The 16,132-nt window shown below is 45.0% G+C and carries 12 protein-coding genes; 11 read left to right on the top strand and 1 reads right to left on the bottom strand.

Annotated features, from left to right (window positions below):
• Positions 1-54 precede the first annotated feature (54 nt).
• Positions 55-2,271: a PhoX family protein gene (locus tag ACQKC9_RS06550; protein WP_427621049.1), complete on the top strand. Its 2,217-nt coding sequence runs from the start codon at positions 55-57 to the stop codon at positions 2,269-2,271.
• Between the two features lie 236 nt (positions 2,272-2,507).
• On the top strand, positions 2,508-4,001 hold the full coding sequence (locus ACQKC9_RS06545; RefSeq protein ID WP_427621047.1) for an alpha/beta fold hydrolase: 1,494 nt from the start codon (positions 2,508-2,510) through the stop codon (positions 3,999-4,001).
• A gap of 86 nt (positions 4,002-4,087) precedes the next feature.
• Here ACQKC9_RS06545 and ACQKC9_RS06540 read toward each other — a convergent pair whose 3' ends face one another.
• Positions 4,088-5,068 carry an Hsp33 family molecular chaperone HslO gene (locus tag ACQKC9_RS06540; RefSeq protein ID WP_427621046.1) on the bottom strand — a complete coding sequence of 327 codons (981 nt, stop codon included), beginning with the start codon at positions 5,066-5,068 and terminating at the stop codon, positions 4,088-4,090.
• Between the two features lie 376 nt (positions 5,069-5,444).
• On the opposite strand from ACQKC9_RS06540, the gene ACQKC9_RS06535 reads away from it, so the two are divergent.
• The 9 genes from ACQKC9_RS06535 (at position 5,445) to ACQKC9_RS06495 (ending at position 16,112) form a co-directional block, all read left to right on the top strand.
• Complete coding sequence (locus tag ACQKC9_RS06535; protein ID WP_193834219.1) at positions 5,445-6,419, top strand: glutamate/aspartate ABC transporter substrate-binding protein; 975 nt, start codon at positions 5,445-5,447, stop codon at positions 6,417-6,419.
• 97 nt (positions 6,420-6,516) lie between these two features.
• Entirely contained in the window at positions 6,517-7,263 is a 747-nt protein-coding gene (locus ACQKC9_RS06530; RefSeq protein ID WP_191114693.1) for an amino acid ABC transporter permease, read from the top strand.
• Positions 7,260-7,928: an ABC transporter permease subunit gene (locus ACQKC9_RS06525; protein ID WP_101205580.1), complete on the top strand. Its 669-nt coding sequence runs from the start codon at positions 7,260-7,262 to the stop codon at positions 7,926-7,928. Before ACQKC9_RS06530 ends, ACQKC9_RS06525 begins: the two co-directional genes overlap by 4 nt.
• Positions 7,929-8,118: 190 nt before the next feature.
• Complete coding sequence (locus tag ACQKC9_RS06520) at positions 8,119-8,850, top strand: amino acid ABC transporter ATP-binding protein (RefSeq protein WP_427621412.1); 732 nt, start codon at positions 8,119-8,121, stop codon at positions 8,848-8,850.
• A gap of 403 nt (positions 8,851-9,253) precedes the next feature.
• Positions 9,254-9,862, top strand: coding sequence for a DJ-1/PfpI family protein (locus ACQKC9_RS06515; protein WP_427621045.1), 609 nt, complete (start codon positions 9,254-9,256; stop codon positions 9,860-9,862).
• A 99-nt stretch (positions 9,863-9,961) separates the two neighbouring features.
• Positions 9,962-11,218, top strand: coding sequence for an FAD-dependent oxidoreductase (locus ACQKC9_RS06510; RefSeq protein WP_427621044.1), 1,257 nt, complete (start codon positions 9,962-9,964; stop codon positions 11,216-11,218).
• A gap of 370 nt (positions 11,219-11,588) precedes the next feature.
• On the top strand, positions 11,589-13,364 hold the full coding sequence (locus ACQKC9_RS06505) for an AMP-binding protein (protein ID WP_427621043.1): 1,776 nt from the start codon (positions 11,589-11,591) through the stop codon (positions 13,362-13,364).
• Positions 13,365-13,604: 240 nt separating this feature from the next.
• Positions 13,605-15,215: a carboxyl transferase domain-containing protein gene (locus tag ACQKC9_RS06500; protein WP_057758338.1), complete on the top strand. Its 1,611-nt coding sequence runs from the start codon at positions 13,605-13,607 to the stop codon at positions 15,213-15,215.
• A 90-nt stretch (positions 15,216-15,305) separates the two neighbouring features.
• Positions 15,306-16,112 (top strand): enoyl-CoA hydratase/isomerase family protein, encoded by an 807-nt coding sequence (locus tag ACQKC9_RS06495; RefSeq protein WP_427621041.1) that lies wholly within the window; start codon positions 15,306-15,308, stop codon positions 16,110-16,112.
• Positions 16,113-16,132 lie beyond the last annotated feature (20 nt).

Below are 16,132 nucleotides of genomic sequence, written 5' to 3'. Positions count from 1 at the left end.
ATAAAGCCGCGATCAACTCTCTGCCAATCTAGCCTAATAGCAAGGTGACTGATAATGACATTATTGAACAATGAGCGAACGCTTGCCCACGAAGTGGTTGAAGACTCAAATCCTACTAATAATACTGACTTTCAGACGATTATCAATCGTCGATTGAACCGCCGTAGTATCCTAAAAGGTGGCACAGGGTTGACGGCTGCTGCATTTTTTGGCGCATTACCTTTGGTCGGTTGTAGTGAAGACGACGATAGCAGTATTGTTGGTAATGACGATAATGCCGCTATCCCTGCACAAGGTGATCTAAAGCGTCCTGATACCTTAAAGTTTGAAACAGTTGCGCATTCAACAGCGGATACGATGACCGTAGCAGCAGGCTACAAGGCAGAGATGATATTACCACTGGGTACACCGCTGAACTCTGGTATCGAGGATTGGAAAGACAATCGCGAGCAATCAGCAGAGTCATTTGAATGGCGTATGGGTGACAACCATGATGGAATGTGGTTCTTTGGCAAAAATGGTAATGCTTACGATGCTAAAGCGTCAGAAAACAGCTTGCTAGTCATGAATCATGAATACGTTAATAGCAGTGAGCTTAGCCCATTTGGCTATTACGTCACTCAAGATAACGATGCTGCGCCTATTTTTCAAAACCGCCGTCTCGCAAGCGACGTCCGTCGTGAAGTCAACTGTCATGGCGTCTCGGTGGTTGAGTTAACTCGCCGCGCAGATGGTATGGGTTATGAGATGGTACCTGACTCTAAATACAATCGCCGTATCACCAGTAGTACTACAGCACAATTGGCTGGCCCTGTGGCAGGTTCTGCTCTGGTCAAGACCAAGTTTGATCCGACAGGCTATCAGACTCGCGGTATCAATAACAACTGCGGCGCAGGTCTGTCACCTTGGGGTACTTATCTGACTACCGAAGAGAACTTCTTGGGTGTGTTTGCCCGTGGACAAGATGCCAGCCAATTGAGCGCTGGTGATAACTATGCGCGCGAGCGCTACGGTGCGGTGGAGGACTTCCCAGGTTGGGAGTATTTATGGCATACCCCAGAGGCAAAGGATGCCAAAATAGCAGACGAGTTCTCACGCTGGGATATGACCGCAGTCGGTGCCAGTGCTGCTGAAGATTATCGCTACGGCTTTAACACTTTTGGTTATATTACTGAAATTGACCCGTTTGACCAAAACTCTATACCGCAGAAACGTACCGCACTGGGCCGATTCGCTCATGAAAACTGCGCGTATGCTCCTGTCGAGCAAGGCAAGCCAGTGGTATTCTATATGGGTGATGACGCCCGAGGTGAGTACATTTATAAGTTTGTCTCCAAAGCGATGTGGTCAAACTCGGACATCGGCGGCGGACTAAAAGCAGGTGACAAATATCTGAATGACGGCACGCTATATGTGGCGGTATTTAACGAAGATGGTAGCGGCGAGTGGAAAGCTCTCGTCCATGGTCAAAACGGATTGGATGCTTTTAATAGTGTATTGCCATTCAATGGACAAGATGAAGTATTGGTCTTTGCTCGTGCAGCTGCCGATGCCGCTGGTGCTACTAAGATGGATCGACCTGAATGGGTATCGGTCAGTCCTATGACAGGCGATGTCTATGTGACATTGACCAATAATAAATATCGCGGCGTACGTGACGACCAGCCTGTCTCAGCTTCCAATCCGCGTAGCTATCAATCAAGCGGAAAAGCGCTTGGTAATGACAATGGCCATATCATTCGCTGGGCAGAAGCAGGCGGCGACCATGCTGCAACGAGCTTCGAATGGGATATCTATCTGTTTGGTGCGCCAAGTGACTTATCAGCAGAAAACCTATCTCAGCTAAATGAAAATAATGACTTCTCTTCGCCTGATGGACTGTATTTTGACCCGCGCGGTGTCTTATGGATTCAGACAGATGACGGCGCTTACACCGATACCAGTAGCTGCATGTTGCTCGCGGCTCTACCGGGCAAAGTCAGTGATGGGTCGATGACGACCACATCGGCAGGGCAGTCAACCCGAGTCGGCACATCTGCTAGCAATGATAATATCAAACGATTCTTTGTCGGTCCTGAAGGATGCGAAGTAACAGGTATCACCATGGCACCAGATTTTAAGACGCTGTTTATCAACATCCAGCATCCTGGTAACACATGGGGCGCTGTCGCTGGCGGTAGTATTCCTCGCTCAGCGACTGTTATGATTACTCGCGAAGATGGTGATGTCATACTGGCAGAATCATTTGATACGGCTGATAGCACGACATAGATAGATAAGCTATAGGCGGATAATAGAAACAACTAGAATACTCATAACCATAAGAATCCCAAGCTAAGGCTTGGGATTTTTTATTATTATATTGATTTAATAGTTAAAGAGACCGTTTATCAGTAATCTGGCTCTGCTAATCGTCATCCCGACCTAAAGTCAAACCATTCGCTTCTATTTGCTGCAGTTACAGGATAATATAGACCATTACTTTTCTCGCTGAATGTGCAAATATTATGAGCAGTCCAAAGGTGTTTTATAACGACGGTGTTAGTGACAGCGACGCTCAAAATGATAGCAGCTATACTCGTACTCATCATGAGCTCGATGCGCATTTTGTCCCAGATGCAAGTGTACCGCTACACAGTCATCTATATGAACAGATCGACCAACTCGAAGCCATTGATATGGATGAGCTGGTCAAGCTACTAGCAGATTCGGATGACAGTGATGAAATCAACAAAACACCTGTATCTTTGGCTGATTTTTTTGAAGGATTGGCGCAGCTTGCCACCATGGGTGTGGTTGAGATTACAGAAATCGTAGAAGCCATTCACCGTGAAGTTATTCTGCGTCCGCTAGGCCGCTTCAATGACAAACATTTAAATAAATGGTCGCGCGGATTTACTGGACGTATCTATGGCACGATACGTCATGTCATGCAAATGGTCGGTAATAATCTGGCGTCTGTACTACGCATATACAAAAACCTGATTCTCCAAAAGTCAGTGCAGCCACTACCAGATTCACTAAAAAAACTGGTCAATGTACTCAATGGTGTCATGGGTGACCATCTTGTCAATAATCAAAATGCGCTCGCCATTCCGATGATGCTATACACTCAAGACGGCAAGCCACAAAATGAAGTGCTATCAGGCCGCATCGCTATTTTGTGCCATGGCCTATGTATGAGTCATTTAAGCTGGCAAGCCCAAACAGATAATGATCTGGGCGAGGCCATTCATATGAGCCAGCCTGATACCACGGTGCTGTATCTGGATTACAATACGGGCCGCCGTATCTCGCGTAGCGGCCGTAAGTTCTCCCAATTGCTACAAGCGCTGGTCGATGATAACCCAGATATCAGTCAGATAGATTTGGTTGGACATAGTATGGGCGGCCTGGTCTCTCGCAGTGCACTGTTTTATGGTGAGCAAGATCGCTTAGACTGGATCAAGCGCGTGGGCAACCTTATCACGCTAGGTTCGCCGCATCATGGGGCAGTGCTTGAGCGTATCGGTAATTATGTACAAGACATCATTGCCAAGCTGCCGTTTGCAGGTTCGCTGGCTAAGCTCGGTGATATGCGCAGTGCCGGTATCATTGATCTGCGTCATGGCAGTATTCGGGATGCAGATTGGAAAGCATTAGAAGGACGTAGCGTCCTACCACAGGATTTTCGTCATCCTGCTCGGCTGCCAAGTGGTATCAAGACTTACTTTGTCGCTAGTGCGTTGCTTGAGACGCATTATGATTCTAAGGTGACTGATTTGCTAGGTGACAGTTTGGTATCGGTGGCTTCAGCCTTAGGCGAGGATGACGCTGAGCATGCCTTGTTTGTGCCAGATGGTCATAAAGCAGTGTTTTATGGTGTTAATCATATGAACTTGATTCATAGTAGACGGGTGCGCGAACAAGTGGTTGAATGGCTGCTAGATAATGGTCGCAGTGACTATGCTGGACGTCCGCGCATACACTCTTATCCTAGAAGTTTAGATGTAGCGGTGTAGTGATTTAATGATAAAAACAAAAAACCCTCAAGCATGACGCTTGAGGGTTTTTTTTATAAACATTGACTTATAGTAAGTAAGAAAACTTACTCAGCAAATATTGCTGCTACATCATCTTTATTAAACTTATAGACTTCACCGCAGAATCCGCAATCCATCTCAAATGTACCACCTTGCTCTTCGACGATATCTAACGCTTCTGCTTCACCGATTTGCTCGATTGCCATTTCACACTTCTCGCGTGAGCAAGTGCAACCAAATGATAGAGGCGCAGGCTCAGGGGCAACGATGTTTTCTTCGTGATACAAGCGATAAAGGATTTCGTTAGCATCCAGTGTCGTTAGTTCTTCTGGTTTGACCGTACGCGTCAATACAGACAAGCGCGTCCATAAATCATCGTCGATACCCGCGTCTTGGTTTTGCTCAACTTCAGACGTTTCTTCAGCAGTACGCGGTAGCATTTGTACCAAGATACCACCAGCTTGCAGGCCGTCAGATGCCAAGTTAATCAACGTTGGAATCTGGGCCGACTGCTTTTGATAATGTGCTAAGCAGTCCGCTAGATTGTCATGGCTACGCTCAACGATACCTTGGTATGGCTCACCGCCATCAGGCTGAATATTGATAAACAATACGCCTTGTCCCATCGCACCAAGTTCAGCAAATGCTTCTTTGGCATGGGTCATATTGTCCCACGCTTGTACTTGCTCATCCGTTTCGCCTTTCCAACTAGCAAGTGCACGGATTACGCCGTCTTGATCGCATTCTGCCATCGCCCAGTTTAGTAAGCTGTCACTGTCCGATGATTGCAACTGAATAGATAGGCGGCCGTTGATTTTGACCGTACTGATTAGCAAACTCGCTGCGGTCAGCATCTCACCCAATAAGCGTTTGATGGCTTCAGGGTAGGGCTTTTGTGCAATCGTGCTTGCGTAGCTGCGTGATAGACGTACCACATCACCGCGCACGGGAGAGTCTTCAACAAAGAAACGTTGGCGAATGTCGTTGCTGCCATGGTTGCCAGTAGTTTGGCTGTCCGTATTTGGGACTTGGATATCTTGAGTCATAAGTCATTTGTAGTATAGAGAAGTTGTTTGCTTTATGGGGATTACTAGCGATTTATCAATCTCACTTAGCAGACTGTTTTGATGATTATGAGTAGTAATTGTCAATAATGGGTTTAAAAAACCAAGCAGCTTTTTGTACAAAACTCTGAGTAGATAGCTGCCATAAGCCAATATTTTATAGCCAAAATATAAATATATTCATAAATATGTACTCTCTCAAAAAAAATTCACCCTCTACTGCAAATTTGTTGTACAGTAACATTAAGTTGCATTGTGATAAACAACAGCAACAACCGTACGGATGCGGGGCAGTCTGGTCAATCAGACCTATGTCGTCCAAGCACTCACTCAATCTTGCGATAAAAGGATGTATTTCATGACATACTCATTTTCCAAACCGTTGACTTTAGCTGCTGTTATGGCATTAGGCTTAGCGGGATGTAATAACAGCAGCCAGACCAGCACTGATGCGCCAGCAGATGATGCAACGACGACAGAAACCACCACCAACGGTACGCTACAGAAAATCAAAGACTCTGGCACTATTGTCGTCGGTCACCGTGATTCCTCTATTCCTTTCTCTTATATCGCTGATGATCCTAACCAACCGATTGGCTATGCTCACGACTTGGAAATGAAAGTGGTTGAAGCCGTTAAGCAAAAGCTAAACATGCCAGACCTTAATGTTCGCTATAACCTAATCACTTCGCAAACTCGTATCCCATTGGTACAAAACGGCACGGTAGATTTTGAGTGTGGCTCAACCACCAATAACGAAGAACGTCAAAAGCAAGTCGCATTCTCAAACGGTTTCTTTGAAATCGGTACGCGTCTGTTGACCAAAAAAGACTCTGGTATTCAAGATTTTGAAGACCTAAAAGGCAAAACTCTGGTAACGACAGCAGGCACGACTTCAGAGCGTTATATCCGTCAGTACAACGATGATAATAAAATGGATACCAATATCATCTCAGCTAAAGATCATGGCGAAGGCTTCCTAATGCTAGAAAATGGTCGCGCTGATGCCTTTATGATGGATGATGTGCTGCTTGCTGGCGAAAAAGCCAAGGCAAAAAATCCTGATGAATGGGTCATCGTCGGTACGCCGCAATCGTTTGAAATCTATGGCTGTATGATGCGTAAAGATGACCCTGAATTCAAAGCTGTGGTCGATGAAGCACTTGCTAATGTGTTTAGCTCAGGCGAAATCAATAGCATTTATGACAAGTGGTTCTTGAACCCAATCCCACCAAAGAACGTCAATCTAAACTTTGAGATGTCAGATAACTTAAAGGCCTTGATTGCCAATCCGCATGACAGCGCTCAGCCTAAAGAAGCAGCAGCGCAGTAACGCTCATTGTCCCTCAACATAGCTTGCCTATACGTTCAGATAGCCAGTAATTTTATTTGACGTATAGGCTTATCAATCGTTGCTCGGAGAGACAACCATGAATTATAGCTGGAACTGGGGTGTGCTCTTTGAGCAGACTGGTATTGGCAACGAGCTCTATATCCATTGGATGATCACAGGTCTTGGCTGGCTGCTATTGATTGGCAGTATTGCATGGGCTATCGCGATGGTCGTCGGTACCATCTTCGGTATCATGCGTACCTTGCCCAACAAAACCGCTCGTACAATCGGTACGGCTTATGTGACATTTTTTCGTAATATTCCACTGCTTGTTCAGCTGTTCTTTTGGTTTTATATCGCCCCTGGCTGGCTCACGCCGACGATACAAGAATGGTGGTATAAGGATTTATCTCCGAATACCTCAGCCATGTTATCAGCCAGTATCGGTCTTGGCTTATTTACTGCTGCTCGTATCGTGGAACAGGTACGGACGGGTATAGAGTCATTACCAGATGGACAGATTAACGCGGCCTACGCATTAGGGTTTAGCATTCCACAAGTCTATAAAGAAGTACTGCTACCGCAGGCATTTCGTATTATCTTGCCACCGCTCAGCTCTGAGCTAACGAACTGCTTTAAAAACGCCTCTGTGGCCTCGCTAGTGGGGGTAATGGAGCTGATTAGCCAAACCAAAACCATCAGCGAATATACTCAAAATAGTATCGAGATATATACTTACGCGACGATTATTTATTTGGTTTTCAATTTATCCTTGATCGCTATTATGGGATTGATTGAACGTAAACTGCGTGTGCCTGGGCTTATTGCGGGAGGTCAGAAATGAACATGACCGAATTGGCAACAGCCTATCCTGGTTTGATGGGTGGCATGCTTACCACCTTAAAAGTGCTATTTTTGGCTATTTTGGGCGGTATCAGTTTAGGAACTGTACTGGCATTGATGCGCTTGTCAGGTATCAAAGCACTTGAGATCCCAGCAAAGCTATACGTCAATTACTTCCGCTCCGTACCGCTGCTACTGGTACTGCTATGGTTTTATTTTGCTGTACCGATGATTTATCTCTGGGTAGCGGGTAAGTACCTGCAACTTGATGCTGCGTTTGCCTCTTGTGTGGTCGCATTTATGATGTTTGAGGCCGCTTATTTCTCAGAAGTAGTGCGTGCTGGTATTCAATCGATTGGTAGCGGGCAGGTCAATGCAGCCAAAGCGCTCGGCATGACTTATGGGCAGACCATGCGTCTGGTCATCTTGCCACAAGCCTTTCGTAAGATGCTGCCATTGATTTTGCAGCAATGTATTATTTTATTCCAAGATACGACACTGGTATTTGCCATTGGTTTAACAGACTTTTTCCGTGCAGCCTATGTGCGCGGTGAGCTAATGGGCTTACTCACGCCGTATATCTTAGGTGCTGGTGCTGTTTATTTTGTGATTAGCTTAAGTGCTTCTATTGGTGTGCAACAATTACAAAAGCGTTTGCGGTTTTAGTATAGTTATTTTAATACGGCTATCGCTTGCGCTTTTGAGTGTTGAGAGCTTGATTTGAATGTTTGATTTACCTTTTTTAAATAATGATTATCGAAAATAATGTGGTTAGGAGCCAGTGATGAGCAATGCTGATACGTACTTAAATGCCTTTGGCGGGCTGGTTACCAATAGTGGTCATGCTAGTGATGAGATGGTCATCGAGATATCTAATGTCAGTAAGTGGTATGGAGATTTTCAAGTACTGACTGACTGTACGGCGCATGTACATAAAGGTGATGTCGTTGTTGTTTGTGGTCCATCGGGCAGTGGTAAATCAACTTTGATTAAGACAGTGAATGGACTTGAGCCTTTTCAAAAAGGTGACATCGTGGTCAATGGTATCTCTGTCGGTGATCCAAAGACTAATCTACCTAAGTTACGTAGCCGTGTCGGCATGGTGTTTCAGCATTTTGAGTTGTTTCCACATTTGACTATTATTGATAATTTGACCGTGGCACAAATCAAAGTGTTGGGTCGTAAAGAGTCTGAGGCCAAACAAAAAGCGATGGCCTATTTAGACCGTGTTGGTCTGACAGTACAAGCGGCGAAATACCCAGCCGAACTCTCTGGTGGTCAGCAGCAACGCGTCGCGATTGCACGAGCGTTGGCCATGGATCCAGTCGCAATGCTATTCGATGAACCAACCTCCGCGCTTGATCCTGAGATGATTCAAGAGGTTCTAGACGTAATGGTCGAGCTGACTCGTGATGGTATGACTATGATGTGCGTGACACATGAGATGGGCTTTGCCAGTCAGGTAGCCAATCGTATTATCTTTATGGATGAAGGACATATCGTAGAAAACTGTAGTAAAGATGAGTTTTTTGAAGGGGCAAAAAGTGACCGTGCGCAGATGTTCTTATCGAAGATTTTAAACCATTAAATACACTTTGATTTACGATTGTTTATAGTAGTATTTCTAAGATAAAGACATGTTCTAAAGCTTACTTTTCTTTCTATTGCTAATGACTATACAAAGCGCTCTATTAAAGACAGTTAAACGCTATCTTTAATAGGGCGCTTTGTATTTAGCCTTTTTTGTATAGCTATTTGAAAAACGATTTAGAGCCTATGATATTCACACAAAAGGAATTTGAATAAGATAGCTTTGAGACTATAAAGCCGCTGAAAATAGAGCGAGAATAGTCGTAGGATTAGCGAGGTTGCAAACGGCAAAGGCAAATGGAATGTCTCATCTGATTAATCAAATAAATTTGAAAAGATAGTAGTCATAATATAGATGAGTTTAATTTTATTTAATGCGATCAACTGAATTAGGATTGAATATGACGCTAAAACGAACCGTCGGCATACTACTGTTCAATGAAGTAGAAGTATTAGATTTTGCAGGACCTTTTGAGGTGTTTTCGTTGGCTGAAAATGCTACTCCTGCTAGTGATGATAAGTACTTTGACGTTATTACTATAGCTGAGAACCAAGCAACGATATCCGCTAGGAATGGTCTGCAAGTCATTCCTGACTATAGTTTTGCCAATCATCCAGACATTGATGTCTTAATCATCCCTGGTGGTTACGGTGCCGAAAAAACAGAAATATATAATAAGGTGGTAATTGACTGGATTATCACTCAAGCAAGTTTGGCAGAGCTGACGCTTTCAGTGTGTACAGGAGCGTTGCTGTTGGCTAAGGCAGGTTTGCTAGCTGGTAAGTCAGCAACCACGCACTGGATGGACTTGGATAATTTAGCATCCTATCCTGATATCGATGTGATCTCGCATACGCGTTTTGTAGATGCCAGTGATGATACTGGTAATATTGTCACATCAGCGGGGATAAGTGCAGGCATCCATGCAAGTCTATACTGTATAGAAAAATTAATAGATAGTGAAACCATGCGTGCAACAGCACATCGCATGGAATTCGATATTGACTAAGTGAATTGTTAGATAGGTGAGTGAATGGCTGTTTACTGATACAATAGCGGTCAATATTTTTGATAATTAAAATAATTCATAAACCATCTTGGAGTTTATATGAGCGTAGAAAACCTATCTGTAGCATCGAGCACAGCAGCAAAAAAAGGTGTGGTTATTATTGGTGCAGGATTGGCAGGCTGGCATGTCATTGATGCCATTCGTGCCAAAGACACAGAGGTTCCAATCACATTAATCACGGCTGATAGTGGCGACCGTTATCACAAGCCGATGTTGACGATGGCAATCAGCCAAAACAAACGAGCATCAGACTTAGTACGGGCATTTGGTAGCGAAGCGGCGAACACAGCAGAAGTGACGTTGCTAGCCAATACGCAAGTGACAGATATCGATCCAGTGAGCCAAACTGTACAGGTGCGCTCTACTGCACAGTCAGATGATGCGCTGACGACTATTGGCTATGAGAAAATGGTACTGGCGATGGGCGCGCATCCTATCTTCCCTAAAAGTCTGCCGCAAGATTTGGTCTGGCATGTCAATCATATTGAGCGCTTTAGTCAGCTACAAGAAAAACTGGCAACAGGTAGCCAGCATGTTGCGATCGTCGGTGCTGGTATGGTGGGTACAGAAATCGCAGAAGACCTGCTCAAGGCTGGTCATAAAGTAACGCTCATTGATTTAAACGATGCACCGCTTTCGCAGATGCTACCAGCAAAAGCAACCGCACGTATCGCCAAAGCGATCGAGTCGCAGGGCATTCAATTCTTAGGTGGTTATCAAGTATCAGCTGTCACTCGTGTTAATGACGATGACGATAACAACGACAGTGAAGGTGCCGAGAAACTACAAGTAGACTATGCACCGTTATCATCGGATGCAGATAATACTAATACTCAGCCGCTCGAACCACTGATTGTAGATCATGTGATTGCCAGTACAGGTCTGACAGTCGATGAGCAATTACCTGCTGCGGCTGGTGTAGAGTTCGATCGCCGTACGGGTATCGTGGTGGATGCAGCGACGTTGCGTACCAATGCAGCGAATATCTATGCCATCGGCGACTGTATGTCTATCAATGGGGTGGCTTGTCGTTACGTTGCGCCATTACGCGCGCAGGCTGCGACTATCGCTGATGATATTTTAGGTCACGAGCATAGTGGCTATGATCACAAGCCGCCAATGATTCGCCTAAAAAATAAAGCTATCTCTGTGATGGTGACGGGTGTACCGCAAGCAGTGGGCAATTGGCAAGTGAAGACTGAGAATGATGATGAGCTAATCATGGATTTGCTTGATGATAATGAAGTTGTTAGCGCAACGGTAACGATTAAAGCGCCTGCAGTTCCTAAAGCATAACGATTGCAATACCGTCTTTTGAAAAACTAATAAAAGCACATCATTTATAAGTGGTATCCTTTATTAGATGTTTTCCAGACAATTCTGTGAAAAGACAGTATCGATGATTGAGCCAGCCCATTATTTATGATGTGGCTGGCTTTTTTGTGTCAAATATTTGCCATGATTCTATGCTACCTTTTACTAAGTAGAAAGGCAGACTACCTAATTAAATGATACATACTGTATTGATATTGTTGACAGGCTTTCATTGATGGCGTTATAGTAGCTGAATGCTATGTAAGACCTGCCCAAGGAAGAAGGTTTGCACGCAGGCTATCAATAAGTGCTATTTATAAATAATATAAAAAGTAAAACGAAAGGACTCGTTATGACTCAAACTTCTGATTTCGATTCGACTCGCGTTGACTTCGATACTATTTTAAGCAACATTCCTAGTATCAATATGGGCGCACGCTCAGCCAATGCACCACTTACTCAAAGCTATGACAAGGGTCCTGATGTACCGCTGATTGAAGCGACAATCGGTGACTTTTTTGATGCTATTGTCTCCAAATATCCTGAGCGCGAAGCACTGGTCGTCCGTCATCAAAATATCCGCTGGACGTATCGTGAGTTACAGCAGCAAGTGAACCAGCTAGCCAGTAGTATGATTGAGATGGGACTAGAGATTGGCGATCGTATCGGTATATGGTCGCACAACAATGCCGAGTGGTTGCTCATGCAATTGGCCACGGCAAAAGTCGGCGTTATCCTCGTTAATATCAATCCTGCCTACCGCACCTTTGAGTTGCAATATGCCCTAAATAAACTGGGCTGCTCAGCGCTCGTACTGATGCGTCATTTCAAAACCAGTGACTATGCCAGTTTAATCCGTGAGCTATGTCCTGAGATTTACCATAAAGACTACACTCAGCTTGATTTGGTCGAAATCCCGACGATTGAACGCATCATTTGGATTGATGAGCCAGAGTCGGACGAGACCTTTGGTTTTATGCAAAAATTCTCTGCATGGATGAGCGAGGGCGATGCCAACGATCCGCGTGTTGCCGAGCGTCAAGCTCAGCTTAAAAACACCGATGCTATCAATGTACAGTTTACCAGTGGCACGACAGGTACGCCAAAAGGCGCTACCTTAAGCCATCGCAATATCTTAAATAATGGCTACTTCATCGGTGAGGCCATGAACCTCACTGAAGAGGATAGATTGTGTATTCCAGTACCCTTGTATCATTGTTTTGGCATGGTACTTGGCAATCTAGCGATTCTCACGCATGGCGGTTGTATCGTATATCCAAACGATGGCTTTGAGCCATTGACCGTATTGCAAGCAGTCGAAGAAGAAAAGTGTACAGGTCTGCACGGCGTGCCCACGATGTTTATCGCAGAGCTTGACCATCCTGAATTTGAAAACTTTGATCTGTCTACCTTACGTACTGGCATCATGGCTGGCTCTAGTTGTCCGATTGAGGTTATGCGCCGCGTCATCGATAAGATGCATATGAGCGAAGTCACCATTGCCTATGGTATGACAGAGACCAGTCCAGTATCTTGCCAGACCAATGAGCACACGCCACTTGATAAACAAGTATCAACCGTGGGACTGGTACAGCCTGCGCTTGAGGTGAAAGTCGTCGATACAGAAACAGGTGAAATTGTCCCGCTGGGTGAGACAGGTGAGTTGCTTACGCGTGGCTATTCAGTGATGAAAGGCTACTGGGGCAGCCGCTTTAAAACGCGTGAGGCTATCCAAGATGGTTGGATGCATACGGGTGACTTGGCCACCATGGATGAAGATGGCTACGTCAAAATCGTCGGCCGTAGTAAAGACATGGTGATTCGCGGCGGCGAAAATATCTATCCAGTAGAAATTGAAAATTATCTCTATCGTCATCCAAAGATTCGTGATGTACAAATCGTGGGTATACCAGATGAGCGTTATGGTGAAGTACTCGCGGCATGGATTATTCCGAAAGAGCCTGGCTGCTTGACTGAACAGGAAGTGCGTGAATTCTGTAGTGAGCATATCGCTCACTATAAAGTGCCGACTTACTATCGATTTGTGACTGAATATCCAATGACCATCACTGGCAAAATTCAAAAATATAAAATCATTGAGCAAATGAAAGAAGAGTTGGGTTTGTAGTAAGCTTACTTATCTGTTCTAAAAAACAAAAGACTAACCATATTCATTTCACTGTAAAAGTATTACAGCGTTAACCTCGCTTGAAGTATCACACATACATCTGCACTCGGTTGCCTTGTACTACTTTTAAATTGAATCGACTATATGTGAGTAACGCTTAAAAATAGCAGTTAGTATGATTTATATAAAAAGCTACTCACATCTACGTATCTATCTATGTATAAGAAAAAAAGGGATATCATGAGCGCTATCATAACCAGTAAACTGAGTCCAAACTCAAGCGATTTTCAGCAAAACAGTGCCGCGATGCAAGAGATAGTTGATGACCTGTATGTACACTTGCGTAAAGTTGCCCAAGGTGGCTCAGAGCGCGCACGAGCCAAGCATCTAGCGCGTGGTAAGCTGTTACCACGTGAGCGTGTTGAGCGTTTGCTTGATGTAGGTACGCCGTTCCTAGAAGTGGCACCGATGGCTGCACATGATATGTATGGCGAAGAGATTCCAGCGGCTGGTGTGATTGCGGGTATCGGCCGTATCAATGGCATCGAGTGTATGATTGTCTGTAATGATGCCACGGTAAAAGGTGGCACGTACTACCCAATGACGGTCAAAAAGCATCTACGAGCACAAGAAATTGCGCAAGAAAACCATCTGCCATGTGTGTATCTGGTTGATTCAGGTGGTGCTAACTTACCGAACCAAGATGATGTGTTCCCGGATAAAGAACATTTCGGGCGTATCTTCTTTAATCAAGCCAATCTGAGTGCGGCAGGTATTCCGCAAATTGCTGTGGTCATGGGTAGCTGTACGGCTGGTGGTGCGTATGTGCCTGCCATGAGTGATGAGTCTATTATTGTCAAAGAGCAAGGCACTATCTTTTTAGGTGGTCCACCACTGGTAAAAGCAGCAACGGGCGAAGAGGTCACCGCAGAGGATTTGGGCGGCGGTGATGTGCATACCCGACTGTCAGGCGTGGTCGATCATTTAGCGCAAAACGACACTCATGCGTTATCAATCGCTCGTAATATCGTCAGTCATCTCAATCGTCCTACAAAAAACATTCCTAATCAAATTACACCACGTCCGCCACGTTATGATGCTAAAGAATTGTACGGTGTGATTCCAACGGACAAGCGCAAGCCATTTGATATCAGAGAAATCATCGCGCGTATTGTTGATGACAGTGCCTTTGATGAGTTTAAAGCGCGCTTTGGTACGACGCTAGTGTGCGGGTTTGCCCATATCGAAGGGATGCCTGTTGGTATTATTGCTAACAACGGTATCTTGTTCAGTGAATCAGCGCAAAAAGGCACGCACTTCATCGAGCTATGCTGTAAGCGTAAAATCCCATTAGTATTCCTCCAGAATATTACTGGCTTTATGGTTGGCCGCAAATACGAGAACGAAGGTATCGCTCGTCATGGCGCCAAAATGGTAATGGCTGTGGCTAATGCCAAAGTGCCAAAATTCACGGTCATTGTAGGTGGCTCGTTCGGCGCTGGTAACTATGGTATGTGTGGCCGCGCTTATAGCCCGCGTTTCTTATGGATGTGGCCAAATGCGCGTATCTCTGTCATGGGCGGCGAGCAAGCAGCGTCAGTACTGGCAACGGTCAAGCGTGATAATTTTGATCGCAAAGGTGAGGCGTGGAGTGATGAAGACGAAGCCGCATTTAAGGCGCCGATTCGTGAGATGTATGAAGAGCAAGGTCATCCGTACTATGCTACCGCGCGCATGTGGGACGATGGCGTGATTGACCCTGCTGATACGCGCAATGTATTGGCGTTAGGATTAAGTGCGGCTTATAACGCGCCAATTGAAGAGACGACATTTGGGGTCTTTAGAATGTAAGATCAAGGGTCAGTGCTAACTATTTAATGACATTCAATAACGGTATTCGTTAGTAAAGATAGCGGATCGTGATCAAAAGAAGAGAGAACCATGCAAAACGATATTAATAATTATCAAAGTCTATTAGTCGATATAAAACAACACGTCGCTACCGTGACGTTAAACCGTCCTGAGATACGCAATGCCTTTAACGATGAGATGATTGCCGAGCTTACCGATGCTTTCACCACCCTTGGTACTGATGACGAGGTGCGTGTTATTGTATTAGCGGCTGCGGGCAAAGCATTTTGTGCAGGCGCCGACCTTAATTGGATGCGTGCCATGGCGGATTACAGCTATGAAGAAAATTTAGCGGATGCTGATAAGTTGGCGCAAATGCTTAAGACTATTTATGAATGTCCTAAGCCAACAGTTGCGGCTATTCAAGGCGATGTTTATGCAGGTGGCATGGGTTTAGTTGCTGTTTGCGATGTGGCTATCGCCGTTAAGATTGCTAATTTCTGCCTGAGTGAAGTGCGGTTAGGGTTGGCCCCTGCCACTATCAGCCCTTATGTTATCCGCGCATTAGGGGCTAGAGCCTCGCAGCGTTATTTCTTAAGTGCTGAAGTGTTTGATGCCAAAAAAGCACGTCAGCTTGGATTTATCCATGAGCGTGTTAGCGAAGAATGGCTGGCCGATGAAGTGGCTGCATTCTGTAATAAGGTCGTCAAAAACAGCCCTGACGCGGTAAAAACCTGTAAGCAACTATTACACAATATCGCTGGTGCACCTATTACTGATGAGCTGATCGCTGACACGGTCAAAGGTATCGCTGATATCCGCTCATCAACACAAGGTAAAGAGGGTGTACAAGCGTTTTTGCAAAAGCGTAAACCTGATTGGCTAATGGCAGACTAACTAGTAGTAGAACAATGATA

Source organism: Psychrobacter sp. NPDC078409 (assembly GCF_050268505.1).
GTDB lineage: Bacteria > Pseudomonadota > Gammaproteobacteria > Pseudomonadales > Moraxellaceae > Psychrobacter.
The sequence above is the reverse complement of the archived record's forward strand: the minus strand, read 5'-3'. Positions and strand labels throughout refer to the sequence as shown.